At 69.5% G+C, this 25,037-nt stretch carries 23 protein-coding genes and 1 tRNA gene; 12 read left to right on the top strand and 12 right to left on the bottom strand.

Annotated elements, in window-relative coordinates:
- Window positions 1-84: 84 nt before the first annotated feature.
- Both ACFSXZ_RS19720 and ACFSXZ_RS19725 read left to right on the top strand, forming a co-directional pair.
- A complete protein-coding gene (locus ACFSXZ_RS19720; protein ID WP_378266574.1) occupies window positions 85-540 on the top strand; it encodes a DUF488 domain-containing protein in 456 nt (151 codons plus the stop codon).
- A gap of 227 nt (window positions 541-767) precedes the next feature.
- Window positions 768-2,519: a proline--tRNA ligase gene (locus ACFSXZ_RS19725; RefSeq protein ID WP_378266575.1), complete on the top strand. Its 1,752-nt coding sequence runs from the start codon at window positions 768-770 to the stop codon at window positions 2,517-2,519.
- A 188-nt stretch (window positions 2,520-2,707) separates the two neighbouring features.
- Here ACFSXZ_RS19725 and ACFSXZ_RS19730 read toward each other — a convergent pair whose 3' ends face one another.
- From ACFSXZ_RS19730 to ACFSXZ_RS19740, 3 genes are all read right to left on the bottom strand, one after another.
- Window positions 2,708-3,589, bottom strand: a complete 882-nt coding sequence (locus ACFSXZ_RS19730) for an alpha/beta fold hydrolase (protein WP_378266576.1) — start codon at window positions 3,587-3,589, stop codon at window positions 2,708-2,710.
- A 131-nt stretch (window positions 3,590-3,720) separates the two neighbouring features.
- The gene (locus ACFSXZ_RS19735; protein WP_378266979.1) at window positions 3,721-4,416 is read right to left on the bottom strand and encodes an HAD family hydrolase; all 696 of its coding nucleotides are present in this window, start codon (window positions 4,414-4,416) and stop codon (window positions 3,721-3,723) included.
- Between the two features lie 33 nt (window positions 4,417-4,449).
- Entirely contained in the window at window positions 4,450-4,860 is a 411-nt protein-coding gene (locus tag ACFSXZ_RS19740; RefSeq protein ID WP_378266577.1) for a secondary thiamine-phosphate synthase enzyme YjbQ, read from the bottom strand.
- 189 nt (window positions 4,861-5,049) lie between these two features.
- Here ACFSXZ_RS19740 and ACFSXZ_RS19745 point away from each other — a divergent pair, with 189 nt between their 5' ends.
- The 3 genes from ACFSXZ_RS19745 to ACFSXZ_RS19755 are packed head-to-tail and all read left to right on the top strand — an operon-like array spanning window position 5,050 to window position 7,825.
- Complete coding sequence (locus ACFSXZ_RS19745; protein ID WP_378266578.1) at window positions 5,050-6,162, top strand: Re/Si-specific NAD(P)(+) transhydrogenase subunit alpha; 1,113 nt, start codon at window positions 5,050-5,052, stop codon at window positions 6,160-6,162.
- A complete protein-coding gene (locus ACFSXZ_RS19750) occupies window positions 6,162-6,449 on the top strand; it encodes an NAD(P) transhydrogenase subunit alpha (protein WP_378266579.1) in 288 nt (95 codons plus the stop codon). The genes ACFSXZ_RS19745 and ACFSXZ_RS19750 overlap by 1 nt, the downstream gene beginning before the upstream one ends.
- On the top strand, window positions 6,446-7,825 hold the full coding sequence (locus ACFSXZ_RS19755; protein ID WP_378266580.1) for an NAD(P)(+) transhydrogenase (Re/Si-specific) subunit beta: 1,380 nt from the start codon (window positions 6,446-6,448) through the stop codon (window positions 7,823-7,825). Before ACFSXZ_RS19750 ends, ACFSXZ_RS19755 begins: the two co-directional genes overlap by 4 nt.
- A 71-nt stretch (window positions 7,826-7,896) precedes the next feature.
- Here ACFSXZ_RS19755 and ACFSXZ_RS19760 read toward each other — a convergent pair whose 3' ends face one another.
- Window positions 7,897-8,607, bottom strand: a complete 711-nt coding sequence (locus ACFSXZ_RS19760; RefSeq protein WP_378266581.1) for a histone-like nucleoid-structuring protein Lsr2 — start codon at window positions 8,605-8,607, stop codon at window positions 7,897-7,899.
- Window positions 8,608-8,687: 80 nt separating this feature from the next.
- Here ACFSXZ_RS19760 and ACFSXZ_RS19765 point away from each other — a divergent pair, with 80 nt between their 5' ends.
- Window positions 8,688-10,082 carry a dihydrolipoyl dehydrogenase family protein gene (locus ACFSXZ_RS19765; protein WP_378266582.1) on the top strand — a complete coding sequence of 465 codons (1,395 nt, stop codon included), beginning with the start codon at window positions 8,688-8,690 and terminating at the stop codon, window positions 10,080-10,082.
- Between the two features lie 157 nt (window positions 10,083-10,239).
- Here ACFSXZ_RS19765 and ACFSXZ_RS19770 read toward each other — a convergent pair whose 3' ends face one another.
- Window positions 10,240-11,628 carry a hypothetical protein gene (locus ACFSXZ_RS19770; RefSeq protein ID WP_378266583.1) on the bottom strand — a complete coding sequence of 463 codons (1,389 nt, stop codon included), beginning with the start codon at window positions 11,626-11,628 and terminating at the stop codon, window positions 10,240-10,242.
- Window positions 11,629-11,994: 366 nt separating this feature from the next.
- Here ACFSXZ_RS19770 and ACFSXZ_RS19775 point away from each other — a divergent pair, with 366 nt between their 5' ends.
- Together ACFSXZ_RS19775 and ACFSXZ_RS19780 are read left to right on the top strand one after the other, a co-directional pair.
- On the top strand, window positions 11,995-12,498 hold the full coding sequence (locus tag ACFSXZ_RS19775) for a DUF3145 domain-containing protein (protein ID WP_378266584.1): 504 nt from the start codon (window positions 11,995-11,997) through the stop codon (window positions 12,496-12,498).
- A 70-nt stretch (window positions 12,499-12,568) separates the two neighbouring features.
- Window positions 12,569-13,165, top strand: a complete 597-nt coding sequence (locus tag ACFSXZ_RS19780; RefSeq protein ID WP_378266585.1) for a hypothetical protein — start codon at window positions 12,569-12,571, stop codon at window positions 13,163-13,165.
- 103 nt (window positions 13,166-13,268) lie between these two features.
- Here the strand turns inward: ACFSXZ_RS19780 and ACFSXZ_RS19785 are convergent, their stop codons facing one another.
- The 5 genes from ACFSXZ_RS19785 to ACFSXZ_RS19805 form a co-directional block, all read right to left on the bottom strand.
- Complete coding sequence (locus tag ACFSXZ_RS19785; protein ID WP_378266586.1) at window positions 13,269-14,516, bottom strand: beta-ketoacyl-[acyl-carrier-protein] synthase family protein; 1,248 nt, start codon at window positions 14,514-14,516, stop codon at window positions 13,269-13,271.
- Window positions 14,517-14,554: 38 nt separating this feature from the next.
- Window positions 14,555-14,800: an acyl carrier protein gene (locus ACFSXZ_RS19790; protein WP_378266587.1), complete on the bottom strand. Its 246-nt coding sequence runs from the start codon at window positions 14,798-14,800 to the stop codon at window positions 14,555-14,557.
- 65 nt (window positions 14,801-14,865) lie between these two features.
- On the bottom strand, window positions 14,866-15,837 hold the full coding sequence (locus ACFSXZ_RS19795) for a beta-ketoacyl-ACP synthase III (protein ID WP_378266588.1): 972 nt from the start codon (window positions 15,835-15,837) through the stop codon (window positions 14,866-14,868).
- Window positions 15,834-16,757, bottom strand: coding sequence for an ACP S-malonyltransferase (locus ACFSXZ_RS19800; protein WP_378266589.1), 924 nt, complete (start codon window positions 16,755-16,757; stop codon window positions 15,834-15,836). Before ACFSXZ_RS19800 ends, ACFSXZ_RS19795 begins: the two co-directional genes overlap by 4 nt.
- Before the next feature lie 199 nt (window positions 16,758-16,956).
- Window positions 16,957-18,168: a PucR family transcriptional regulator gene (locus tag ACFSXZ_RS19805; RefSeq protein WP_378266590.1), complete on the bottom strand. Its 1,212-nt coding sequence runs from the start codon at window positions 18,166-18,168 to the stop codon at window positions 16,957-16,959.
- 330 nt (window positions 18,169-18,498) lie between these two features.
- Between ACFSXZ_RS19805 and ACFSXZ_RS19810 the strand changes: the two genes are divergently transcribed.
- Entirely contained in the window at window positions 18,499-19,131 is a 633-nt protein-coding gene (locus tag ACFSXZ_RS19810) for a nicotinamide mononucleotide transporter family protein (protein WP_378266591.1), read from the top strand.
- 10 nt (window positions 19,132-19,141) lie between these two features.
- Here ACFSXZ_RS19810 and ACFSXZ_RS19815 read toward each other — a convergent pair whose 3' ends face one another.
- Together ACFSXZ_RS19815 and aceE are read right to left on the bottom strand one after the other, a co-directional pair.
- A complete protein-coding gene (locus ACFSXZ_RS19815) occupies window positions 19,142-20,353 on the bottom strand; it encodes an alpha-hydroxy acid oxidase (RefSeq protein WP_378266592.1) in 1,212 nt (403 codons plus the stop codon).
- A 131-nt stretch (window positions 20,354-20,484) separates the two neighbouring features.
- Window positions 20,485-23,280 (bottom strand): pyruvate dehydrogenase (acetyl-transferring), homodimeric type, encoded by a 2,796-nt coding sequence (gene aceE / locus ACFSXZ_RS19820; protein ID WP_378266593.1) that lies wholly within the window; start codon window positions 23,278-23,280, stop codon window positions 20,485-20,487.
- 368 nt (window positions 23,281-23,648) lie between these two features.
- Between aceE and ACFSXZ_RS19825 the strand changes: the two genes are divergently transcribed.
- The 3 genes from ACFSXZ_RS19825 to ACFSXZ_RS19835 all read left to right on the top strand — a co-directional run bounded on the left by ACFSXZ_RS19825 (window position 23,649) and on the right by ACFSXZ_RS19835 (window position 24,709).
- Window positions 23,649-24,077 (top strand): DUF3052 domain-containing protein, encoded by a 429-nt coding sequence (locus tag ACFSXZ_RS19825; RefSeq protein ID WP_378266594.1) that lies wholly within the window; start codon window positions 23,649-23,651, stop codon window positions 24,075-24,077.
- A 60-nt stretch (window positions 24,078-24,137) separates the two neighbouring features.
- Entirely contained in the window at window positions 24,138-24,599 is a 462-nt protein-coding gene (locus ACFSXZ_RS19830; RefSeq protein WP_378266595.1) for a peroxiredoxin, read from the top strand.
- 38 nt (window positions 24,600-24,637) lie between these two features.
- Window positions 24,638-24,709: transfer RNA gene (locus tag ACFSXZ_RS19835), tRNA-Val, on the top strand.
- Window positions 24,710-25,037: the final 328 nt, after the last annotated feature.

The following is a 25,037-nucleotide window of genomic DNA, read 5'->3' on the forward strand; positions in this document are numbered from 1 at the left end:
CCATTGTCCCAGTGGCGGTCCGGCTCCACTCAAGTCGATGTCGTGGAGTCGTCCGTGCGGATGGGGTTATGACAGGGTTACCGCATGATGGTCACGGACGCTTGTGGGGTGCTGGGAGTGGGTTACGAGGGGCGCGAGGTTGCCGAGTTCGTCGCTGACCTTGCGGATCGTGGGGTGACGCGGTTGGTTGACGTGCGGCTGACCCCGATATCGCGGAAGCGGGGTTTCAGCAAGACGGCATTGCGCCAGGCGTTGGCCGAAGTCGGCATCGCGTACGACCATCGTCGGGAACTGGGTAACCCGAAGGAGAACCGGCCGGGTTTTGCCGGTTCGGAATCGGAACTGCGGCACGCCAAGGCCGCTTTTGCCGACTTGCTGACACGTGATGACGCCTCCCGGACGTTGGACGAAATCCGCGACTGTCTCCGCTATGAGCGCGTCGCGTTGCTGTGTTTCGAGGCCGACCAACGCCGCTGTCATCGCGATGTCGTGCTGACCGAAATCCTCCGTCGCTTCCGCCTTGGTGCTTCAACGCTTTGACCAGTACACCCCCAGCACTCGCTCTTCGACTCAGAGTCACCTCGTGATCACACAGTCAACGACAACCGGTCGAGTGAACCGCTGGCCCTGGCTGAAAGGCGCGGTCCCACCACGCGAGATGTGGCATCCCAGCCGGTCCGCAAAGGCCTGCCGATAACCGGTTGGAGGAGGCCCCGCGGGGTTGACTACGCTGAGCGCAACGTGTATCGGCCCCGAGGAGCGCCCCAGTGATCACCAGGATGTCGTCGCTGTTCCTTCGCACCCTGCGTGAGGATCCGGCGGACGCCGAAGTGCCCAGCCACCGGCTGCTGGTGCGCGCCGGTTACGTCCGCCGCGTCGCCCCGGGCGGTTACTCCTGGCTGCCGCTGGGCCTGCGGGTGCTGCGCCGGATCGAGACCGTGGTGCGCGAGGAGATGGACGCCATCGGCGGGCAGGAGATCCAGTTCCCCGCCCTGCTGCCCCGCGAGCCGTACGAGGTGACCGGGCGCTGGACCGAATACGGCGACGCGCTGTTCCGCCTCAAGGACCGCAAGGGCGCCGACTACCTGCTCGGCCCCACCCACGAGGAGCTGTTCGCGCTCACCGTGAAGGGTGAGTACAGCTCGTACAAGGACTACCCGGTCATCCTCTACCAAGTCCAGACGAAGTACCGCGACGAGGCGCGTCCCCGGGCCGGGATCCTGCGCGGCCGCGAGTTCGTCATGAAGGACTCCTACTCCTTCGACCTCGACGACGCCGGTCTCCAGCGCTCGTACGCGCTGCACCGGGACGCCTACATCAACATCTTCGACCGGCTCGGCCTGGAGTACGTCGTCGTCGCGGCGACCTCCGGTGCGATGGGCGGGTCGGCGTCGGAGGAGTTCCTCGCCGTCGCCGAGACGGGTGAGGACACCTACGTCCGCAGCACCGAGTCCGGGTACGCGGCCAACGTCGAGGCCGTGGTGACGCCCGCGCCGCCCGCCCGGTCGCTGGAAGGCCTGCCCGAGGCGCAGGTGCACCACACGCCGAACACGCCGACCATCGCCGGCCTGGTCGACTACCTCAACACCAAGACCGAACTCGGCCGCACCTTCACCGCCGCGGACACCTTGAAGAACGTCATGGTGAAGACGCGGCAGCCGGGTGAAAAGGACTGGCACATCGTCGGGATCGGTGTCCCCGGTGACCGCGAGGTCGACCAGAAGCGGCTCGAAGCCGCCCTCGCGCCCGCCGACGTGGCCCTCCTCGAAGAGGCCGACTTCGCCGCCAACCCGTTCCTGGTCAAGGGATACATCGGCCCGAAAGCCCTGCGGGACAACGGGATCCGCTATCTCGTCGACCCCAGGGTGGTCACCGGCACGGCCTGGGTGACCGGCGCGGACAAGGCCGACCACCACGTCGTCGACCTCGTCGCGGGCCGGGATTTCCAGCCCGACGGCACGGTGGAGGCCGCCGAGGTCCGCGAGGGCGACGCGTCGCCGGACGGAAAGGGCACCCTCGTCGCGGCGCGCGGCATCGAGATCGGGCACATCTTCCAGCTCGGCCGCAAATACGCCGACGCCTTCGCGCTGGACGCCCTCGGCGCCGACTCGAAGCCGATCCGGATCACCATGGGGTCCTACGGCGTCGGCGTGTCCCGGCTGGTCGCGGTCATCGCCGAGCAGCACCACGACGACCTGGGCCTGGTGTGGCCGCGCGCGGTGAGCCCGTTCGACGTGCACGTGGTGATCGCGGGCAAGGACGAGACGGTGGCCGCGGGCGCCGAGAAGCTCGCCGCGGACCTCGACGCGGCCGGGATCGAGGTGCTGCTCGACGACCGGAAGTCCACCCCCGGGGTCAAGTTCGCCGACGCGGAGCTGATCGGGGTGCCGACCATCCTGGTGGTCGGGCGCGGACTGGCCAAGGGCGTCGTCGAGATCAAGGACCGGACCTCCGGCGACCGCGAGGAGGTCGCGGTCGACGAGGTCGTGGCGCGCCTGGCCAAGCTGGTCCACGGCTAGGGCGTGTTTCGAAAGCCTGTGTTTCCGCACGAGGTGAGTAGCCGCGCGGGTGCCGAAGGCTTTGGATTTGCGGAGGCGGGCCGCCTGCCTGCCCAGAGGAGGCCGACGACGAGAGTCACGGCCCGTCTACGCAAATCCGATCGCGCGCCTTTGAACACTGCCTAGCACACCGGCCGGCTGGTCCGGCGTCAGTCCAGGAAGGCCTTGGCTTCGGCGAGAATCTCGTCGAAGGAGCCGACGCCCAGGGACAGGTGTCCTTCGCCCCGCATCAGGTGCGGACGGACGTTCGGGAGGTGTTCGGCCAGGAACGCGCCGTGCGCGGGGGCGACCATCCGGTCCTCGGAGCCCTGCCAAACCGCGACCGGGCACCGGATGTCGGCCAGCGCGAAGCCCCATGGCCGGGTGAACGCGAGGATGTCGTCGACCCAGCCGTCGGCGCCGACCCGGGCCGACTCCCGGAAGCACGCGGCGACGTAGTCGGCATACCCGCCGGTGAGGACGGCTCGGTCGGGGGCGTCCACGAGGCCGCCGAGCATGCCGATCACGCCGGTGCCGTCGAGCTTGGCGATCTGGCCCGCGAACGGCTCGATGAACTCACGCAACGCGTTCTCGCCCGAGAGGGCCGCCGCGAACTGCCCGATATTGGTCTGGTCCATACCATCGGTCCAGTCCAACCCCGCGGCGGCGAATTCGGTCCTCGGGGCGAGTCCGCCGACGGTGACAGCCCCCGCGCACCGGCCATACAGCAGCGCCGCGCAAGCCAGCGCGTGCGGGCCACCACCGGACAGACCCGCCGTCACGAAGCTTTCGGCTCCGAGCGCGTCCAGTACCGCCGCCGAATCCGCCGCGGCGTCGGCCACCGTGCGCCCCGCCGCCCGGTCGGAATCACCGTTGCCCGGCCGGGTGTAGGAGATCCAGCGGAACCCGGCCGCGTTCGCCGCCGCGACAAGCGGTGCGTAATAGTCGGCGGCGCCGGGGGTGCCGTGGTGGAACAGCAGCGCGGGGGCCTGTTCGGGCCCCTCGGTGAAGATATCCAGACGCCTGCCATCGGGCGTTCTCACCGTGTTCACTGGTCATCCTTCGTCGTCGCGGACACGGATTCCGTGCCGGTGAAGGGCATGAGAAAGTCGATGTCGACCCCCATGTCAAGAATAACCCGACGGTATTCCCATGCCGGAAGGAACTTGCCCGAAAACGGGGCTCAGTGCCCGTTGAGGACGGCGGCGAGTACGGCCGCGGTGTCGGCGAGGTCGGGCAGCACGATGTGCGCTCCCGCGCCGCGCAGCTCTTCGGCGCTGAACCGGCCCGTGGCCACCGCGACGGCGACCGCCTCGTGCGCGAGCGCCGCTTCGACGTCGTGTGGTGTGTCGCCGACGACGATCACGGACTCCGGCTCGCCGTGGCGCGCGGCGGCCTGGCCGACGGCGTGGGCGACCAGGTCGGGCCGGTGCGCCGACAGGGAGCCGTAGCCGCCGAGGTCGAAGTCGAGATGCGCGTGCAGTTCGAAGGCGGACAACTTGTGCCACGCGATCTCCCTGAGATTGCCGGTGACCAGTGACTGCACCACGTCCCCGTGAGCGGCGAGGCCGGAGAGCGCGTCGGCGGCACCGGGAAGCGCCAGCCCCCGCCCGGCCAGTGTCGGCAGCGACGCTTCGGACGCCGCGACCAGGGCCGCCCAGACCCGCCGGACCAGCTCCTCGTCGGGCTGGATGCCATGTGCGGCAAGGACTTCCGCGGTGATCGCCCGTTCCGTGCGGCCGAAGAACGGCGGCATCCCGGTCAGCGTGACGCCGAGGACTTCCGACAGGGCGTGCGCGTACCAGGCGCGCCCGGCGCCCCGCAGATCGACGAGGGTCTGATCGATGTCCCACAGCACCAGCCGTTTGCTCACGACCAGACGGTACCCGGCGACTCGTGGGTCCGGGCCGGTTCAGCCGGCCAGAAAGCTCAACCGGACCCGCCGGACCGGGTTGTCGACGTTGGTGTCGACGAGGCAGATCGACTGCCAGGTGCCCAGTGCCGGCGCTCCGCCGAGCACCGGCACGCTCGCGTAGGGCGGCAGCAGCGCGGGCAGCACGTGGTCCCGGCCGTGGCCGGCGCTGCCGTGGTGGTGCCGCCAGCGGTCGTCGCGGGGCAGGAGGTCGTCGAGCGCGGCCAGGAGGTCGTCGTCGCTGCCGGCGCCGGTCTCCAGGATGGCCAGCCCCGCGGTGGCGTGCGGCACCCAGACGTGGAGGAGTCCGTCCGCGGCACCCGCGTCGGCGAGAAACGACCGCGTCTGCTCGGTCAGGTCGTGCACCACGGGCTTTCCCCCGGTGCGGACCTCGATCTCGGTCGAGTACATGTCCCCACCGTAACGGGATCTTTCACGGCCGCGCCGTGCGTGGACCGGACACCGGCACCCGCCCGGCCCTGCGGCCGGTGCTGGACGCGCAGGCTTGCCCTGTTCGTGTCGGGCAGCGGTACTTGACTCGGCACGCCCGTGGATCTTTGCTGGTAGCCACGCAGGAATCCCCAGCCGGAGGTGGTGGGAGTGGCCGACACCGATCAGTTGACAGTCGGGGTGGTGCGCGAGTCCGAGCCCGGTGAACGCCGCGTGGCGCTGGTGCCCAAACTGATCGAACGCCTGGTCAAGCGTGGTCTGCGGGTGGTCGTCGAATCCGGCGCGGGAGCGGGCGCGCGGCTCGAGGACGCCGTTTTCGAGCGGGCGGGCGCGCGGATCGGCGACGCCTGGGGGGCCGACATCGTGCTCAAGGTGGCCCCACCGGGGGAGGCGGAGCTGCCGCGGTTGCGCGAGGGCTCCGTCCTTATTGGCTTCCTCCGCCCCCTGTCCGATGTGGACAGGATCGCGGAACTGGAGAAGGCGGGAATCACCGCGTTCGCGGTGGAGTCGATCCCGCGCATCACCCGCGCGCAGGCGATGGACGCGCTGTCCTCGCAGAGCAGCGTCGCCGGGTACCGCTCGGTGCTGCTCGCCGCCGAGCGTCTGCCCCGGTTCTTCCCCATGCTCACCACCGCCGCGGGCACCATGCCCCCGGCGAAGGTCCTGGTGCTGGGCGCGGGGGTGGCGGGCCTGCAGGCGCTGGCCACGGCGAAGCGGCTCGGCGCGCAGACCACCGGTTACGACGTGCGCCCCGAAGTCGCCGAGCAGGTGCGGTCGGTCGGTGCCAACTGGCTCGATCTGGGGATCGAGGCGGTCGGCGAGGGCGGTTACGCCCGCGAACTGACCGAAGAAGAGCGAGCGGGCCAGCAACAGCGGCTGACCGAGGCGATAGGCGGTTTCGACGTCGTGATCACCACCGCGCTGGTGCCGGGCCGCCGGGCGCCCACCCTGGTCACCGCCGAAGCGGTGCGCGGAATGCCGGCCGGCGGGGTGGTGGTCGACCTGGCGGGCGAGACCGGCGGAAACTGCGAGCTGACCGAGCCGGGCCGCGAGGTCGTCGCCCACGACGTCACGATCTGCTCACCGCTCAACCTTCCCGCCGAGATGCCCGCGCACGCCAGCGAGCTCTACGCGCGCAACCTCACCGAGTTGGTCGAACTGCTCGTCGATGCCGAGGGCAGGCTCGCGCTCGACTTCTCCGACGAAATCGTCAAAGGCGCCTGCGTCGCGCTCGGCGGGCGCGAGAAGAAGGGAGAATCGTGATGCTCGTGACCAGCCTCGCGGTACTGGTGCTCGCGGGATTCGTGGGTTTCGCGGTGATCTCGAAAGTCCCCAACACCCTCCACACCCCGTTGATGTCGGGAACCAACGCCATTCACGGGATCGTCCTGCTGGGCGGGCTGATCGTGCTCGGACTGGGCGCGGAGGGAGTCCTGAACAAGGTTCTGCTGGTCGTCGCGATCGCCTTCGGCACGATCAACGTCGTCGGCGGATTCCTGGTCACCGACCGGATGCTGGGGATGTTCAAGCAGAAGAAGGACGGTCAATGACGAATCTGATCGGCGCCCTCTACATCGTCGCCTTCGCGCTGTTCATCTACGGCCTGATGGGCCTGACCGGTCCCCGCACGGCGGTGCGCGGCAACTGGATCGCCGCGGCGGGCATGGTCATCGCGGTGGTCGCGACCCTGTTGACGCCCGGAATGAGCAACTGGCTGCTGATCGCGCTCGGCATCGTGCTCGGCACGCTGGTCGGCGTTCCGGCCGCGCGCCGGGTGAAGATGACCGCCATGCCGCAGATGGTGGCCCTGTTCAACGGCGTGGGCGGTGGGGCCGTCGCGCTCATCGCCTGGGTGGAATTCCGCACCACCGATGGCTATGCGAGTGAACAGACCTACGTCGCCGTGGCGTCTTTGTTCGCCGCGCTGATCGGTTCGATTTCGTTCTGGGGCTCGCTGATCGCGTTCGGCAAACTCCAGGAAATCCTTCCCGGGCGGCCGGTCACCCTGGGCTCGCTGCAGCAACCGCTGAACATCGTTTTGCTGCTGGTGGCACTCGCGAGCGCCGGGGTGGTGATCGCGGGCGGCCACGCGGAGGCACTGATGATCGTGCTGCTGCTGGCCGCCGCGGTGCTCGGCGTGATGGTGGTGCTCCCGATCGGTGGCGCCGACATGCCGGTCGTCATTTCCCTGCTCAACGCGTTCACCGGTCTTTCCGCCGCGGCCATGGGCCTGGCGCTGCAGAACACCGCGCTGATCGTGGCGGGCATGATCGTCGGTGCCTCGGGTTCCATTCTGACGAATTTGATGGCCAAGGCGATGAACCGCTCGATTCCCGGGATCGTCGCGGGCGGATTCGGCGGTGGCACGGCGGTGGCGCGCACGACCGAGACCCGGCCGGTGCGCAGTACCACCGCCGCCGACACCGCGATCCAGATGGCTTACGGCAGCACCGTCGTGGTGGTCCCCGGCTACGGCATGGCGGTGGCTCAGGCCCAGCACGCGGTGCGGGAAATGGCCGACCTGCTCCAGGACAAGGGCATCAAGGTCGCCTACGCCATTCACCCGGTGGCAGGCCGGATGCCCGGCCACATGAACGTCCTGCTGGCCGAGGCCGACGTGCCCTACGACCAGCTCAAGGAAATGGACGAAATCAATTCCGAGTTCGGCCACACCGACGTGGCGCTGGTGATCGGCGCGAACGACGTGACCAACCCGGCCGCGCAGAGCGATCCCTCCTCGCCCATTTACGGCATGCCGATCCTGAAGGTGAACGAGAGCCGGTCGGTCATCGTGCTGAAAAGGTCGATGAGTTCGGGCTTCGCCGGGATCGACAACGAGTTGTTCTACGACCCGAAGACGACCATGCTCTTCGGCGACGCCAAGACCTCGGTCGGCGACATCGTCGAGGAATTGAAGAACCTCTGAGGTCAGCCCGGTCCCGCGCGCGAGTCCCGCATGCCCGCGCGCGAGGCGGTCTTCCCTCCAAGCTGTGGTTCCTAGTCCGCCGCCGAGAAGATGACCGGGGGCGCCGTGCGGGAGGTGCGGCGGGAAGTCTTCTCCCCCGAATCCGTTTTCTTGGCGGCGGCCGTCTTCTTCGCGGCGGGCTTGCGGCCGGTGGTCTTCGCCGGGGTGCTCTTGGCGGCGGTGGTCTTCGCTCCCGTGGATTTCGCCGCCGCGGCCTTCGTGCCCGATGCCCTCGAAGTCGTGGCCCGGGTCGAGGTCGTCTTCGTCGCGGATTTCGCCGTTGTCGTTTTCGCCGCCTTGGCTCCGGATTTCGCGGGCGTCTGCTTCGCGGTCGCCTTCGTGGTTTTCGCGGCCGTCTTCGCCGGGGCCGCCTTGGCCGTCCGCGTAGCCGGTTTCGCCGTCGCGGACTTGGCGGGCGCGGACTTGGCGGGCGCGGATTTCGCCGCGGACTTGGTGGACCGGGTCTTCGCCGGAGCCTTCGCGGTGGCCGGCTTCGCGGTTGTTTTCGCGGCGGTGCTACGCCGTGTTCGCTTCGGCGGGCCGAGACGGCGCGGTGCCCGCTTGCGGCCGCCGATACGCCGGCCGTGCTCGACATAGGACGCCAGCACCTCGCGGAGGTTTTCCGCGTTCTCGTCGGAGAGATCGATGTCGTAGGCGACACCGTCGAGGCCGAACCGAACCGTCTCCTGGGCCGGTTCGCCGTTCAGGTCATCCAGTAATTGCACTGCGGTGTTCTTGGCCACCGAAACCTCCCTACTTGATTCTGCGGGCAGAATACCTCCCCCGGTTGCGTGACGCGCTCGCCTGGTGTTCGTTGGCCTGTATGGCTGAACAGACTTTCGACGTGGTCGTGATCGGCGGCGGTCCGGTGGGGGAGAATCTGGCCGACCGTGCGGCCCGGGGCGGACTCACAACGGCTCTCGTCGAACACGAACGATTCGGCGGCGAGTGCTCCTACTGGGCGTGTATCCCCAGCAAAGCCTTGCTACGACCAGGAAACCTGCTGGCCGCGGCGAAGCGGATGCCCGGGGTTCCGATCGGCGATTCCCTCGACCCCGAACCAGTGTTCAAGAGGCGCGATGAGTTCACTGAGAAGGGTGACGATTCCGCTCAGGCCGACTGGGTTCGCGGCGCGGGAATCGAACCGGTGCGCGGACGCGCCCGCATCACCGGTGAGCGAGAGGTCACAGTGGACGGCGGGCAGGTCCTGCGGGCCCGGCACGCGGTCGCGGTCTGTACCGGAAGCGTGCCGAAGACGCCCCGTATTCCGGGACTCGCCGACATCCCGGCCTGGACGTCACGGGACGCCACTTCCGCGAGCGAGGTGCCCGGGCGGCTCGCGGTTTTGGGCGGCGGTGTGGTCGGTGTCGAAATGGCCCAGGCTTGGGCGCGGCTCGGCGCCCGGGTCGATTTGATCGTCACCGGGCCGCGACCGTTGCCGCGCTATCCGGATTTCGCCGGCGACGCGGTCGCCGAGGGACTGCGTGCCGCCGGCGTCGAAATGCACACCGAAACCGCGCTGGAGCGTGCCTGGAAAGAAGACGGCACGGCCCGGCTGGAACTCCGCGGCGGCGAGGTGCTCACCGCCGACCGCGTGCTCGTCGCCACCGGCCGCAAGCCCGCGACCGACGATCTCGGCCTGGAATCGATCGGGCTGACCGCCGGTGGCCCGCTCACCGTCGACGACACCGGCCTGGTGTCCGAAGTGGACGGAGGATGGCTGTACGCGGCCGGGGACGTCACCGGGCGGGCGCTGTTGACGCATCAGGGCAAGTACGCCGCGCGGGTGGCCGGCGACGTGATCGTGGCGAGGGCGGCAGGCAGGCCGGCCGACACGCGTCCGTGGAGCCGGTACACGAGTACCGCCGATCATTACGCGGTGCCGCAGGTCGTGTTCACCGATCCCGAAGTCGCCGCGGTCGGGCTGACCGAGCCCGCCGACGGCGCACCGCACCGGGTGGTGGACATCGCCATCGACGTGGCAGGCGCCAGCCTGCACGCGGACGGCTATACCGGGACCGCGCGCATGATCGTCGACATCGAGCGCGAGGTGCTCGTCGGGGTGACCTTCGTCGGTCAGGACGTGGCCGAACTCCTGCACTCCGCGACGGTGGCGATCGTCGGCGAGGTACCGCTGTCACGCCTGTGGCACGCGGTGCCGTCGTTCCCGAGCATCAGCGAGGTATGGCTGAGGCTGCTGGAGACCTACGGGTTGTGAGACTGTCGCGCTGAGCGTGTCCGTTGAGGGTGGTGGTGGGAGACGCTGGGTGTGGCTGTCGCGCTGAGCGTGTCCGTTGAGGGTGGTGGTGGGAGACGCTGGGTGTGGCTGTCGCGCTGAGCGTGTCCGTTGAGGGTGGTGGTGGGAGACGGGTGGGCTAGGTCAACTGCACGTTCAGCGCGGCATGGCCGACCTGGTTGAGGCCCGGGTCGGCGGACGAGGAGGCGCCGTCGAACCAGGTCGCCAGCACCAGCCGCACCGCCGTGCTGGTGACCGAACTGGTGTAGGCGGCGCCGGCGAACTGCGGAGTGCGTGGCCACTTCCCGGTTTCGGTCGCGAGATCGCCGATGCCTCCGCCACCCGCGGTGTCCGCGGTGGTCTTGAACGCCGCCGCGGTCGCCTCGTCGTTGAAGTAGACCACCGCGATCGACACGGCGACCGCGCGGCCGTCGATCGACGATTCGAAACTTCCGCGCCGCATCATCGTGCAGGGCGCGCGCTGGAGACTCGCCTGCACGTCGCCGTAGGCATGCGCGGCACAGTTCGGGTCGCCGGCCAGGTCGCGCTTGAGGAACTGCAGTCCCTGCACCGCCTGGCTGACCGGGGTCGGCGAAGGTCCTGGCCGGGGCGGTGCCGCCTGCTCGCCACCGCCGCCGGTGGTCGCCAGCACGATGGCCGTCACCAGCATCACCGCCAGCAGCGCGATCGCGGCCACCGGCAGCCAGCGGACGGTCCGGGAAGCCTGCTCGGGCGGGGCAAGCGGAATGTTGATCTTCGGTACCGGGGTGGTGACCTCGATCGGCTTGGGTGGCGGGACCAACGGCGGTACCGCCGACGCCGGCACGGGCGCCCGCGACTTCTTCGGCGCCGGAGGGGGAACCTGCGTCAGCTTGACGGTGATGGCGGAGAGCGGATCCTCGGCTCCGCGTTCGGCGGTGAATCCCTCGCTGGCGAAGCCCTCGCTGGCCAGTGCCTCCGAGTCGAGCCGCGGCGCTTCCGGCGCGAGCACCTTCAGCAACGCCCGTACCTCGTCGGCGGTGCACGGTGCCTTGGCCGACGGCAGGGAGACGGCGGCGGCGAGCATGCTCGTCGGCGTGGGGTGCAGTACCCGCGTGGAACCGGCGACATCGGCCGCGGGCTGGTCGACGGTCTCCACGAACGGACCGACGGCGACGATGGTCCCCACCGGCAGGTCCGGTGTCTTTTCGCGCACGCGCCGCGCGATGGAGTCGGCGAGAGTGAGCGCGGTGGCGGCCGGGTTGACCGCCTTGTCGGGGCTCACGAGCGGCCAGCCGTCGGCCTTCCACGGCCCGGACAGCGGGGCTTCGAGTCGCATCGCGGGGTCCGGCAGATCGACACCGACCACCACGATCACACCCCGGGGCAGGATCATGATCGCGTCGACCGGTTTCGCGGTCGGCAGCGGGCGCGGTCCGATCAGGGCGAGGCCACCGACGACGTTGCTGCCCCGGCCGATTGACGCGAGGGCCGCCCTGATGTCTTCGGCCACCCGCGACGGCTGTTGGCCCAGGCGAACGAGCCGCACTCCACACCTCCCCGATCGGGTGAATTGCTGCCCCAGGCTAGCGTCTCGCCCCCCGGGTGCGGGCAGGGGACGGCGTCTCGGCCCCCGCGAGCGGCCGAAGGGCTACTTGGCGGTAGGCGCGGTGCGACGGGAACCCCCTGCGGCCCCGAGTTGTCTCTCTGGGGAAGGTGGGGAAGGCGGGTTTGGCACGGACTTGCCGTAAGAACCATTCCTTCCTTCCCTTTCGGGTGCGACAGGTGAGGTTCATGTGGCCAAATGGGTTAGCGCGGTGCAGAATGTGCGATAGCCGCGTCACGAGTCGCGTCGGCCGATGTTCTCGCGAGGTCGTAGGGGAAGACGCCCCTCGTCGAGTAGCGGAGGTCAGCAGTGAGCACCCGTGGCAACACCCGTGGCGTGGTGTACGTCCACTCGTCGCCGTCTGCGGTATGTCCGCACGTCGAGTGGGCTATCTCGGGCACCCTAGGGACCCGAGTCGATCTACAGTGGACGGCGCAGCCGGCCGCGCCCGGACAACTCCGGGCCGAGTGCGGCTGGAGCGCGCCCGCAGGCACGGGCGCCAAGCTCGCCGCCGGCCTGAGGGCGTGGCCGATGCTGCGCTTCGAAGTCACCGAGGACCCGAGTCCCGGCGTCGACGGCGAGCGGTTCTGTTACGTGCCCGGTCTCGGCCTGTGGCACGGACGGACGAGCGCCAACGGCGACATCGTCGTCGGTGAGGACCAGTTGCGCGCCTTGGTGAGCCAGGTGAAGGCCGGTGAGCAGCTCGCCCACCGCCTCGACGAACTGCTCGCGGCCAACTGGGACGAGGCGCTCGAGCCGTTCCGGCACGCGGGCGACGGGGCCCCGGTCACCTGGTTGCACAGGGTGGGCTGAAGGGGCAGAGTGCGGGCACCTGCGGGTGGGTCTCGGTGACGGGCGGCCTGCCTGACACTACTCTTCGTATGTGTCCGCATTGCCCGCCTCCTCGACGCCGCGGCATCGCCGGCTGCTTCCCGTCCTGGTTGTGGTGATCTCGCTGATGGTCGGCGGCGGCCTCGTCGCCCGGGAGTTCTACCAGCGCCCGCAGGGGGTGTCCACCGCGATGACGGTGCCGCCGGGCGCTGGTGATGTCGCACCCGACGCGGAGCCCGGGCCTGCGACGGTCCGCCTGACCCCGGACGCGGCCGCGCATCCTCAGCACGAGGCCGTCCGCGCGCTGATGCAGACCTACTTCGACGCGATCAACCGCGGTGACTACGACGCCTGGCGGACCACCGTGACGCGCGTGAAGATCGCGGCCCAGCCTCGCCCCGACTGGCAGGCCAACTACCGCTCGACCCGGGACGGCAGCATCGTCATCTATCGCATCGACCCGTCGCCCGGCAACGGCCTCAACGTGCTCATCGGGTTCACCAGCGTCCAGGACCCCTCGGCCGCGCCACCCGAACTGCGGGCCGGTTGTCTGCGGTGGCGGCTGGTGTTCCCGCTCACCCTGGAGAGCGGCCGCTGGAAGCTGGACTCGGGGCCGCAGGCTTCGACGCTCGAAGTTTCCCAGTGCTGACAGCGTAGATTGGCTGCGGTCCGTCTCCGCCTGCTTTTGGTCGGATTGGTAAAAACGCCCTCCTCGCGCGAGGCGCGAGAAGGGCGTTCGGAGAAGCTACTACTCAGACCGTGGTGAACAGCAGAGCCGTGTTGTGGCCGCCGAAGCCGAACGAGTTCGACACCGCGGCGTTGAGTTCGACCTTGCGCGGCTCACCGGAGACCACGTCGAGTTCGACGCGTGGATCGATGTTCTCCAGGTTCAGCGTCGCCGGCACGATGCCGTGGTACAGCGACAGCAGCGTGATGATGCCTTCGACCGCGCCCGCGCCTCCGACGAGATGCCCGAGCGCGCCCTTCGGGGCGGTCACCACGACCTGATCGCCGATCGCCTTGCGGATCGCGTTGGCCTCGCCGATGTCGCCCACCACGGTCGACGTGGCGTGCGCGTTGACGTGGCCGATGTCCGCGGAGGTCAGGTCGGCCATGGTGATCGCGTTGGCCATCGCGGCGATCTGCCCGACGCCTTCCGGGTGGTTGCCGGTGATGTGGTAGGCGTCGGAGGTGATGCCGTAGCCGGCGAGCCGGCCGTAGATCCGGGCGCCCCTGGCCTTCGCCCGGTCGGCCCGCTCCAGGACGACCACACCGGCGCCCTCCCCGAGCACGAACCCGTCGCGGTCGCTGTCGAAGGGCCGGGACGCCCGGGTCGGCTCATCGTTGCGCGTGGACACGGTGCGGGCCTGCGCGAAGCCGGCGATGGTGATGGGGTGGATGCACGCCTCCGCGCCACCGGCGACCACCACGTCGGCCCGTCCGTTCTGGATCATCTGGTAGCCGTTGGCGATGCCTTCCGCGCCGGAGGCACACGCCGAGGCCGGCGAGTGCACCCCGGCCCTGGCCTTGAGGTCGATACCGACATGCGCGGCGGGACCGTTGGGCATCAGCATCGGCACGGTCAGCGGCGACACCTTGCGGATGCCGTACTCCTCCAGCAGATCGTCCTGGACCAGCAGGGTCACCGGGCCGCCGATGCCGGTACCGATGGACACGCCGAGCCGCTCGGGCTCGACATCGGTGTGCTCGTCGGTCGGCTCGGCGAAACCCGCGTCCGCCCAGGCCTGCCGTGCGGCGAGCAGGGCGATCTGCTCGCAGCGGTCCAGACGCCGCGCCTGCACCCGTGGAATCCTCTCCGTCGGTTCCTCGGCGAGGCTGGCCGCGATCTCAACCGGAAGGTCGAACCTTTCGGTCCAGTCGGCTTCGATGCGGCGGATCCCGCTGTGACCGGCGAGCAGACGGTCCCAAGTGGACGCGACGTCACCGCCAAGCGGCGTGGTCGCCCCGAGCCCGGTAATGACGACGTCGATGGTGCTCATGGGGACTCTCCCGAGGTAAGGAGGGAAGATTCAGGTGCTCAGGCGGCGTTGGCCGCCACGTAGTCGACGGCGTCGCCGACGGTCTTGAGGTTGGCGAGCTCGTCGTCGGGGATCTTGACCCCGAACTTGTCCTCCGCCTGCACGGCGATCTCGACCATCGACAGCGAGTCGATGTCCAGGTCGTCGACGAACGACTTCTCCGAGCTCACGTCGTCCTTCGCCACACCGGCGACCTCTTCGACGATCTCGGCGAGGCCGGTGAGGATCTCTTGCTTGTCCGCCACTGTTCGTTCCCTTTCGTTGTTTCCTGGTCTTCCCCGGCGGGCGGCGCCTGCCGGGGTAAGTGGTATCACGGGTTGATGATGACCTGACCGGCATAGGACAGTCCGGCACCGAACCCGACGGTCAGCATCACGTCACCGGTCTTCACCCTGCCCGCCTTGCGCATGTGGTCGAGCGCCAGCGGGATGGACGCGGACGAGGTGTTGCCCGAGTACCTGATGTCGTCGGCGACGACCATGTCCTCCCGGGCGCCCTTGGCGCGCAGCCGCTTGGCGATCGCGTCGACGATACGCAGGTTCGCCTGGTGCGGGACGAGCACGTCCACTTCGGACGGGTCGACCCCGGCCAGTTCCAGCGCCCGCAGCGCGACGGGCGCGATCTGCGTGGTCGCCCACCGGAACACCGACTGGCCTTCCTGGGTGAGAAAACGGTGTTCACGCATGTAGATGGTGTCCACCAGGTCGCCCGCGCTGCCCCAGGCGACCGGCCCGATGCCGGGCTCGTCGGACGGACCGACCACGGCCGCGCCCGCCCCGTCGGCGAAGATGATCGCGTTGGCCCGGTCGACCGGGTCCACCCAGTCGGTCAGCTTCTCCGCGCCGATCACCAGCACCTTGCCCGCCGAGCCGGCCCGGATCAGGTCCGAGGCCACGCCGAGGCCGTAGCAGAAGCCGGCGCAGGCGGCGTTGAGGTCGAAGGCGCCGGGGCTCTTGATGCCCAACCGGTCGGCGACCTGCGCCGCCGCGTTCGGGATCTGCGAGGGCATCGTGCAGTTCGGCACGATGACGGTGTCCACTTCGGACGGTTCGACCCCGGCGTCGGTCATGGCGTTCGCGCCCGCGGTCACCGCCATGTCGACCAGCAGTTCGTCCTTGTCGGCGAACCGCCGTTCGATGATGCCGACCCGGTCACGGATCCACTGATCGTTGGTGTCCATGATCTGGGACAGGTCGTCGTTGGTCACCACCCGCTCGGGCTGGGCGCTTCCGAAGCCCAGCACACGAGTGGCGGCCGGCCCTTGCTTGAGCCGCAGCTTCACTCGGCCTCCTTCCGCACGGCGGCCAGGTCGGCCGGGGTCTTGAGGGCGACGGTGCTCGTCACCACGCCTTTGAGCTGACGCTTGACCAGGCCGGTCAGCGTGCCGGCCGGGGGAAGCTCGACGGTGGTGGTCACGCCGAGGGAGACCAGGCCGTCCATGGTCAGGTCCCAGCGCACCGGGCGGGTCACCTGCCGCACCAGCCGTTCCAGGTATTCGGCGCCCGAAGTGACGACCTTGCCGTCGGCGTTGGACAACAGCGGGCGCGCCGGGTCGGCCGGCGTGATGGTCGCCGCGTGCCCGGCCAGCGCGGCCTCGGCCGGGGCCATGTAGCCGGTGTGGAAGGCGCCCGCCACCTTGAGCCGCCGGATCTTGGTGCCCGCCAACGGTTCCGCGACGATCTTTTCGATCGCCGTGGCCGCGCCGGAGGCGACGATCTGACCGGCGCCGTTGCGGTTCGCCGCGACGAGGCCGTGCTCCTCCAGCCAGGCGACCACCTGGTCGGGTTCGCCGAGCATCACCGCGGCCATGCCGGTGGGCTCGGCCGCGCAGGCCTTCGCCATCTCGGCACCGCGGACCGCCGCGAGCGCGACGGCGTCCTCTTCGGACAGCACGCCGGCGATCGCCGCCGCGGCTAGCTCGCCCACCGAGTGGCCGGCTACCGGCATGTCGTCCGGGACCGGCCCCAGTTCCCCGAAGGCCAGCAGGGAAAGCGCCACGATCAGCGGCTGCGCGACCGCGGTGTCCTGAATCGTTTCGGCGTCACCCTCGGTACCGAGGTGGACAAGATCGAGACCGGCACGGTCGGACCAGCGCTCGAGTTTTTCTCTTGCGCCGTCGAGGTCGAGCCACGGCGTCACCATGCCGGGCGCTTGGGAGCCCTGTCCGGGCGCGAGCAGTGCCGTCACGTGTCCAGGGAACACGCACGGCGGCTCGTCACGGGATGCCGCCGATCACCAAGTACACGCGGCGATGTTGTGGAGCATCTACAAACCTGTTGGCGACGCGGCCGTACGCGGCGGGGGTGACTTGTCGGTAGTGAGCAGATCGGCGTGAGTTCCGTCACGACGGTGTTCGTCGGGGGCGCGGCTCCTCCAGGCCCCCGCTGGGAGCAAGCCCCGTTCACCACAGGCCGCGCGAGCGGGCCAGCCTGCCGACCGCCAGCGCGACCCTGAGCACCAGTGCGTCCCGGGGGTTCGCGGCGTTGTGCCCCGTCAGTTCGGCTGCCCGGCGGAGCCGGTACCGCACCGTGTTCGGGTGGACGAACAGGGTTTTCGCGCAGGTCTCCAGCACTCCGCCGGACTCGAGGTAGGCGTCGACGGTGTGCAGCAGGGTCGGCCCGGCGGCTTCCAGGGGGCCGGCGATCTCCTCGATCAGCAGCCGCTCCGCTTCCGGATCGCCGGACAGCGCCCGCTCCGGCAGCAGATCCCCCGAACGCACCGGCCTCGGCGCCCCGGGCCAGCCGACCACCGCACGTAACCCGGAAAGCGCTTCCGCCGCGCTGCGATGGGCCTCGCCGAGGTTGGCCACGGTCGGCCCGGCCACCACCGGCCCCTCCCCGAAGGCGATCGCCAGCTTGCCGAGGACCTCGTTGTCCCTGGCCGCGCCCTCGGTCGGACCGCCTGCCACCAGGACGAGCCGGGAGCCCTGCACGCTGAGCAGAACCGGCCTGCCCAGCCTCGCGGCGAGCCGCCGGACTTCGAACACGACCGTGGGCGGATCGTCCGAGGAGGGCGGCCCGACCAGCACGGTCGCCTTCGCGGCCGGATCCCAGCCCAGCGCCGACGCCCGCGACAGGACGGACTCCTCGGCGTCGCCACGGACGATCCCGTCCACGACCAGCGCCTCCAGCCGGGCGTCCCAGGCACCCCTGGCTTCGGCCGCGGCGGCGTAGGAGTTCGCCGTGGCGAAGGCGATTTCGCGTCCGTAGCGAAGGATTCCCTCGATGAGCGCGGCCTGTTCGGCCTCGTTGGCGGCGAACTCCGGGAGGTGCTCCTCGAACACCTCGATCGCCAGCCGGACCAGCCCGACCGCCTGGCGCAGCCCGATCCACCGGGAGAGCTCCTGGGGGGCGCTGCGGAACGCCTCGGTGGTGAGTTTGAGGGCCTCCTGGGAGTCCCGCAGCCAGTCGACGAATCCGGCGGCGCCGGCCTGCGTGATCATCAGCACACTGGCGCGCTGGTCGGCGGGCAGCTTCCCGAACCACGGCAGCCGTTGCTCCATCGCCACCACGCTGGCCGAAGCCAGCCGCCCCGACGCGCGCTCCAGCCGACGGAGTGTCTTGGCGGACAGGCCGTGGTGCTTGGGCGTGGGCCGGACGTTCGTCTGGGTCATGATGTGGTCGATGGTAGGCCGCTCGAGCGGCGAGGCCGCCCGGCGCGTCGCGGTTTCCCCGCTTGTTCATTTCCGCGCCGGGCGGCCTCATCTCCCCGGTCCCCACCGGTATGTCCACTATGGACCGTATCGATCGGCCGCCGCTACCCGCCTCACCCGATCGTGGAACGCTGTTCACCGCGGTCCCGCCGAGGGAATCAGCCGTGGCGGCCGGCTGTTGGCCCCGTTACCGATCCGACCGAAAGCAGGCGGAGACGGTCCGCAGCCGAACTGCTTGTAGACACCCGTTTCCGCCGTGGCTGCCGTCGGATTGGTAACGAAGGGGACAGCATGGACTTCCTGCTCCACCACGGGCTGACAGTCTTCGGGCAATGGACATCCATCGCCGAGCTGGCCGGGCAGCTGTGCGCACTGGCCGTGGTCTTCCTCGCGGAACGGCGCACGTTGTGGACCTGGCCGGTGCAAGTGGGCGCCACCGTGTTGCTGTTCGCCGTGTACGTTTCGGCGCACCTCGGCGGGCTCGCGACGCGGCAGGTGGCCATCCTGGCGATCTCGCTCTACGGCTGGTGGGCCTGGGCACGCCGGCGCGACCCCGTCTACGGCATCGTGGTCCGGCGGGCCCGGCCGGTCGAAAGCCTGGTCACCGCCGGGATCTTCGCCGCGGGCACGGTCGCGACGGCGCTGCTGCTCCAGGCGCTGAACGCTTCGTGGGCGCCGTGGCCGGACGCCGCCATTCTCGTCGGCACCCTGGTCGCCTTCGGCGCGCAGGGGCTCGGTCTGGTCGAGTTCTGGCTGGTCTGGCTGGTGGTGGACGCGATCGGGGTGCCGCTGCAGATCGCTTCGGGTCTGTGGTTCTCGGCGACCGTCTACCTGGTGTTCACCGTGCTGGTGATCCGGGGCTGGTGGAGCTGGAACCGGACGGCACGCCGGGTCGGCGGCGCGGTCGGAGCCGCGTCGAACTGAGCGGGGCCGCTCAGCGCAGGGTCGCGTGCGTGGGCCGGAGTTCGGCCACGCTACGGACACCGAGCAACTGCAGCGTGCGCACGATCTCCGAACGCAGGATGTCCACGCACCGCTGGACACCCCGTTCACCGGCCGCCATCAGCCCGTACAGGTAGGCGCGGCCGATCAGGCAGGCGTCGGCGCCCCTGGCGATCGCGGCGACGATGTCCCCGCCGGAGAGGATCCCGGTGTCCAGCCAGACCTCGGCCGCCCCGCCCACGCTGTCCACTGTGGACGGAAGAAGTTCCAGTGGCACCGGAGCGCGGTCGAGCTGACGCCCGCCGTGGTTGGACAGCACCACGGCGTCCGCGCCGTGTTTCACCACGTCCCTGGCGTCCTCCGGATGCTGGATTCCCTTCACCACGAGCTTTCCGGGCCAGGTCTCGCGGACCCACGTGAGGTCTTCGAGCCTCAGCGTCGGGTCGAACAGCTTGTTGATCATGTCCGCCACGGTCCCGCCGGAGGAGGTCAGCGAGGCGAACCGCAACGGCTCCGTGGTGAGCAGATTGAACCACCACGACGGGTGCGTGGCGCCGTCGAGGAACGTGCGCAACGTCAGCGACGGCGGGATGGTCAGGCCGTTGCGGACGTCCCGCAGCCGCGCACCGGCGACCGGGGTGTCGACGGTCAGCAGCAACGTGTCGTAACCGGCCTCGTGGGCGCGTGCCATCAGCTCCGCGCCGGCGCCGTGGTCCCGCCAGACGTAGAGCTGGAACCACCTGCGGGCGTCCGGCGCCGCCTTCGCGACGTCTTCGATCGACGTGGTGCCCATCGTGGACAGCGAAAACGGGATGTTCTCGCGCTGGGCGACGCGGGCCACCGCGCGTTCGCCCTCGTGGTGCATCATGCGCGTGAACCCGGTCGGCGCGAAGGCGAAGGGCAGCGCCGAGCGCTTGCCGAGGATCGGCGTGCTCAGGTCGACGTCGTCGACGCCCCGCAGGATGTTCGGGTGGAACTCGACGCGGCGGAACGTCTGGCGAGCGCGGCGCAGGCTGTCCTCGTGTTCGGCGGCGCCGTCGGTGTAGTCGAAGACCGCACGGGGCGTGCGCCTGCGCGCGATCGTGCGCAGGTCGCCGATGGTGTGCGCGTTCGCGAGCCGGCGCGTGGTCGGGTTCAGCTCCAGCGGCTTCGGCCGCAGGAGCTCCTTGAGTTCGCGGGGTTCGGGCAGTCGCCTCTTGGTCACGTGATCATCCTCTCCGACGCGAGCCGCTTTCGAAGCCCCCGGCACCACCCCGCGCGTACCCGGTTGTCCCCGATGGAAACGGCCCTTCCGCCGGCCGGGGTTCGCGCCCCGGCCGGCGGGAGAGGGTTGGATCAGGCGTTCCCCGAGTCGGACAGCTGCGGTCCGGCCGCGGAGACGTCGTGGATCCGGTAGCGGCGGGTGGCCTCGACGACGCTGGCCCGCGAGACCGCGCCGCGACGCGCCAGCGCGGTGAGCACGCCGACCACGATCGACTCGGCGTCCACCAGGAAGTGCCGCCGCGCCGCCGGGCGGGTGTCGGAGAACCCGAATCCGTCGGTGCCCAGCGTCAACATGTCCGTCGGCACCCACGGGCGGATCAGGTCCGGCACGGCGCGCATCCAGTCGGACACCGCCACGACCGGGCCCTCGGCACCCTGGAGAGCCTGCGTCACGTACGGCACACGCGGTGAGTCGTCCGGGTTCAGGAAGTTGTCCCGGTCCACCTCGACCGCCTCACGCCGCAGCTCGGACCACGACGTGGCCGACCACACGGCGGCGCGTACGCCCCACTCCTCGGCCAGCATCCGCTGTGCCTTCAGCGCGTCCGGCATGGTCACGCCCGACACCAGGATCTGGGCTTCGGGACCCGCCCCGGAAGGCGCGGCGGAATACCGGTACAGGCCGCGCAGCAGCCCGTCGACGTCGAGGTTCTCCGGCTCGGCAGGCTGCCGGTACGGCTCGTTGTAGACGGTCAGGTAGTAGAACACGTTCTCGCCGTTGCCGTCCGGCCCGGTTTCGCCGTACATCCGGCGCAGGCCGTCCCGCACGATGTGCGCGATCTCGAACGACCACGCCGGGTCGTAGGCGACCACTGCCGGGTTGGCGTGCGCCAGCAGATGCGAGTGGCCGTCCGCGTGCTGCAGACCCTCACCGGTCAGCGTGGTGCGCCCCGCCGTGGCGCCGAGCACGAAACCACGTGCCATCTGGTCGGCCGCCGCGTACAGGCCGTCGCCCGTGCGCTGGAACCCGAACATCGAATAGAAGATGTAGATCGGGATCATCGGCTCGCCGTGCGTGGCGTAGGAGGTGCCCACGGAGGTGAACGACGCGGTCGAACCGGCCTCGTTGATGCCCTCGTGCAGCAACTGCCCGTGCTCGGACTCCTTGTAGGCCAGCATCAGGTTCGCGTCGACCGAGGTGTAGGTCTGGCCCTGCGGGTTGTAGATCTTGGCCGTCGGGAACATCGAGTCCAGGCCGAAGGTGCGCGCCTCGTCCGGGATGATCGGCACCACCCTGGCGCCGATCTCCGGGTCCTTCGCCAGCTCGCGGACCAGCCGGACGAACGCCATCGTGGTGGCGACCTCCTGCTTGCCCGAGCCCTTGCGGACCGCGTCGTAGATCTTGTCCCCGGGCAGCACCAGCGGCTTCGCCCGGTGGGCCCGCCGTTCCGGCAGGAAGCCGCCCAGGGTGCGCCTGCGGCCGATCATGTACTCGATCTCCGGCGAGCCGGGGCCGGGGTGGTAGTACGGCGGGAGCTTGGGATCGCGCTCCAGCTCGGCGTCGCTGACCGGGATCCGCTGCGCGTCGCGGAACAGCTTGAGGTCGTCGAGCGTGAGCTTCTTCATCTGGTGCGTGGCGTTGCGGCCCTCGAACGCCGGGCCGAGGCCGTAACCCTTGATGGTGTGCGCCAGGACCACCGTCGGCTGGCCGTGGTGCTCCATCGCCGCCTTGTACGCCGCGTACACCTTGCGGTAGTCGTGGCCGCCGCGCTTGAGGTTCCAGATGTCGGCGTCGGAGAGATCCTTGACCAGGTCCTTCGTGCGCGGGTCGCGGCCGAAGAAGTGCTCGCGGACGTAGGCGCCGTCGTTGGCCTTGTAGGTCTGGTAGTCGCCGTCCGGCGTGACGTTCATCAGGTTGACCAGCGCGCCGTCGCGGTCGGCGTGCAGCAGCGAGTCCCACTCGCGGCCCCAGATGACCTTGATCACGTTCCAGCCCGCGCCACGGAAGTAGGTCTCCAGCTCCTGGATGATCTTGCCGTTGCCCCGGACCGGGCCGTCCAGCCGCTGCAGGTTGCAGTTGATCACGAAGGTGAGGTTGTCCAGCCCCTCACCGGCGGCCACGTGAATCAGGCCGCGCGATTCGGGCTCGTCCATCTCGCCGTCGCCGAGGAACGCCCAGACATGCTGGTCGGTGGTGTCCTTGATGCCGCGATCGCGCAGGTAGCGGTTGAACCGTGCCTGGTAGATGGCGTTCATCGGGCCCAGGCCCATCGACACCGTGGGGTACTCCCAGAAGCCCGGCATCAGCCGTGGGTGCGGGTACGACGGCAGGCCGCCGCCCTCGCCCGCGTGCGAGTACTCCTGGCGGAACCCGTCGAGCTGCTGCTCGGTCAGCCTGCCTTCGAGGAACGCGCGGGCGTAGATGCCCGGCGAGGCGTGGCCCTGGATGAAGATGTGGTCACCGCCGCCGGAATGGTCCTTGCCGCGGAAGAAGTGGTTGAACCCCACTTCGTAGAGCGCGGCCGACGACGCGTAGGTCGAGATGTGGCCGCCGACGCCGACTCCGGGTCGCTGCGCGCGGTGCACCATGATCGCCGCGTTCCACCGGATGTAGGCGCGGTAGCGCCGTTCGATCTCCTCGTCCCCGGGGAACCATGGTTCGTTCTCGGTGGGAATCGTGTTGACGAAATCGGTAGCCGTGAGTGGCGGCACGCCCACGTTGCGTTCGCGGGCGCGTTCGAGCATCCGCAGCATCAGGTACCGGGCCCGCTGCTGACCGCCTCTGGCGATCGCCTCGTCGAACGAGTCCAGCCATTCCGCGGTCTCTTCGGGGTCGATGTCGGGGAGGTGAGCGGCCAGGCCGTCACGGATGACACGCACCCGCGCCGGAGCCTGCTGTGTGCCGGCACGGTCGTTCTGGGGGGCCAAGGGATCTCCTCGCCGTTTCTTGCTGGTCCAGGGGGTCGGGGCTGGCGTGCCCCGACTCCCATCGTCGTCTTTTCCGGGCTTGCCGTCACCGCTACTGAACGGTAACGTTCACCGCCCCGGCGCGGGTCACACGCGCACGCGCGCGCGAGGCACCATCCACCCTAGGCCAGTGTGACGACAGTGGGTCCGTTCGGCGGTGTTAACCCGGTCGCAGACCGTGTTGGAGTGCCCCTACGCTGCGAAACGAGTTGGCACCAGATCCGGTGTGGACGGTTGCGCCGCGGGCTCAGGCCGTGTTCGCTAGCCCCATCCGTGTATCAACGGGATGGGCAATCCGTCCCAAAGGCGTAGTTGGAGGAGTGAAAGCAGTGGTCGCCGCTGGAGACGCTGAGTACAGCAGCGTCGCCGAAAGGCTTGGGATCAAGCCCGACATGGTGGTTCAGGAGCTCGGATGGGACTCCGACGTCGATGACGACCTGCGCGCCGCGATCGAAGAACACATCGGTGGTGACCTCCTCGACGAGGACGCCGACGAAGTGGTCGACGTCGTGCTGTTGTGGTGGCGGGAGGACGACGGCGACCTGGTGGACGCGATCATGGACGCGCGAACCCCACTCGACGAGAACGGCGTGATCTGGGTGCTCACACCCAAGACCGGACAGCCCGGGCACGTCGAGCCGAGTGAAATCGCCGAGGCCGTGCCCACCGTCGGGCTGGCCCAGACCTCCAACATCAGCGCCGGACCGAACTGGGCGGGCACGAAACTCGTTTCGCCCAAGTCGAAGTCCAAGCGTTGACCAAGGGCACGCTAAGGTTGAAGGAAGCAAGAGAGCCAAACGCGGGAGAGGTGCCCTTTCATGGCGGTCGAGGTCGGTTCGAAGGCCCCGGACTTCACGCTCAACGACTACAACAGGCAGCCGGTCACACTGTCGTCGTTCCAGGGTGAGAAGCCGGTCCTGCTGGTGTTCTACCCGTTCGCGTTCAGTGCTATCTGCACCGGCGAGCTGTGCCAGTTGCGGGACGAGTTCGCGGACTACGAAGGTCAGGGCGTGCAGGTGCTCGGGGTGTCCGTGGACACCGCGTTCTCGCTCAAGGTCTGGGCTGAGCAGCAGGGCTACCAGTTCCCGCTGCTGTCCGACTTCTGGCCGCACGGCGAGGTCGCCAAGGCCTACGGCACGTTCAACGAGGACGCCGGGATGGCCGTGCGGGGCACCTTCCTGATCGACAAGGAGGGCGTGGTCCGCTACGCCGAGGTGAACCCGCCGGGACAGGCACGCGACCAGCAGTCCTGGAAGAAGGCCGTGTCGGAACTCGCTTGATCGTCTTCGCCGGCGGCGCCTCGCGCCGCCGGCGGAACGGGCGCATAGCTCAGCGGAAGAGCACCTCCCTTACAAGGAGGGGGTCGCAGGTTCGAACCCTGCTGCGCCCACCGAAGCCCTGACGTAACGGCAGTGGCTGGCCGGCCCACTGCACAAGCAGGATGTGAACCTCACGCTGGTCGTCCAGCACGAGGTAGGTCACGGTGCCCTCGCCGTCCGGTCAGGGATCAGCCGGTACACCGGTCCGTTACCGGCCGAGTCGCTGGTCGATCATTTCCTGTACCGCCGCGTAGGGCTCCGCACGTTCCTCATCGACCAGGGCGTCACGTATCGCCGCCGTCGGCCACTCGGTGGAGCATCCGTGATCGGGTTGGGTGCCGACGGGCGGGTTGCCCGAAAATTTCGTTCGACTGCCGTTAAGGCTTCCGGAGTCGGATC

The organism is Amycolatopsis pigmentata (assembly GCF_042684065.1).
Classification (GTDB): Bacteria; Actinomycetota; Actinomycetes; order Mycobacteriales; family Pseudonocardiaceae; genus Amycolatopsis_E; species Amycolatopsis_E pigmentata.

Excerpts from the sequence above, each read along its gene's own strand:
- ACFSXZ_RS19720 (WP_378266574.1), top strand. The coding sequence starts at position 85 with ATGATGGTCACGGACGCTTGTGGGGTGCTGGGAGTGGGTTACGAGGGG.
- ACFSXZ_RS19740 (WP_378266577.1), bottom strand. The coding sequence starts at position 4,860 with ATGTACTCGACCGAGATCGAGGTCCGCACCGGGGGAAAGCCCGTGGTG.
- ACFSXZ_RS19750 (WP_378266579.1), top strand. The coding sequence starts at position 6,162 with ATGCTCGTGACCAGCCTCGCGGTACTGGTGCTCGCGGGATTCGTGGGT.
- ACFSXZ_RS19755 (WP_378266580.1), top strand. The coding sequence starts at position 6,446 with ATGACGAATCTGATCGGCGCCCTCTACATCGTCGCCTTCGCGCTGTTC.
- ACFSXZ_RS19765 (WP_378266582.1), top strand. The coding sequence starts at position 8,688 with ATGGCTGAACAGACTTTCGACGTGGTCGTGATCGGCGGCGGTCCGGTG.
- ACFSXZ_RS19785 (WP_378266586.1), bottom strand. The coding sequence starts at position 14,516 with ATGAGCACCATCGACGTCGTCATTACCGGGCTCGGGGCGACCACGCCG.
- ACFSXZ_RS19805 (WP_378266590.1), bottom strand. The coding sequence starts at position 18,168 with ATGACCCAGACGAACGTCCGGCCCACGCCCAAGCACCACGGCCTGTCC.
- ACFSXZ_RS19810 (WP_378266591.1), top strand. The coding sequence starts at position 18,499 with ATGGACTTCCTGCTCCACCACGGGCTGACAGTCTTCGGGCAATGGACA.
- ACFSXZ_RS19830 (WP_378266595.1), top strand. The coding sequence starts at position 24,138 with ATGGCGGTCGAGGTCGGTTCGAAGGCCCCGGACTTCACGCTCAACGAC.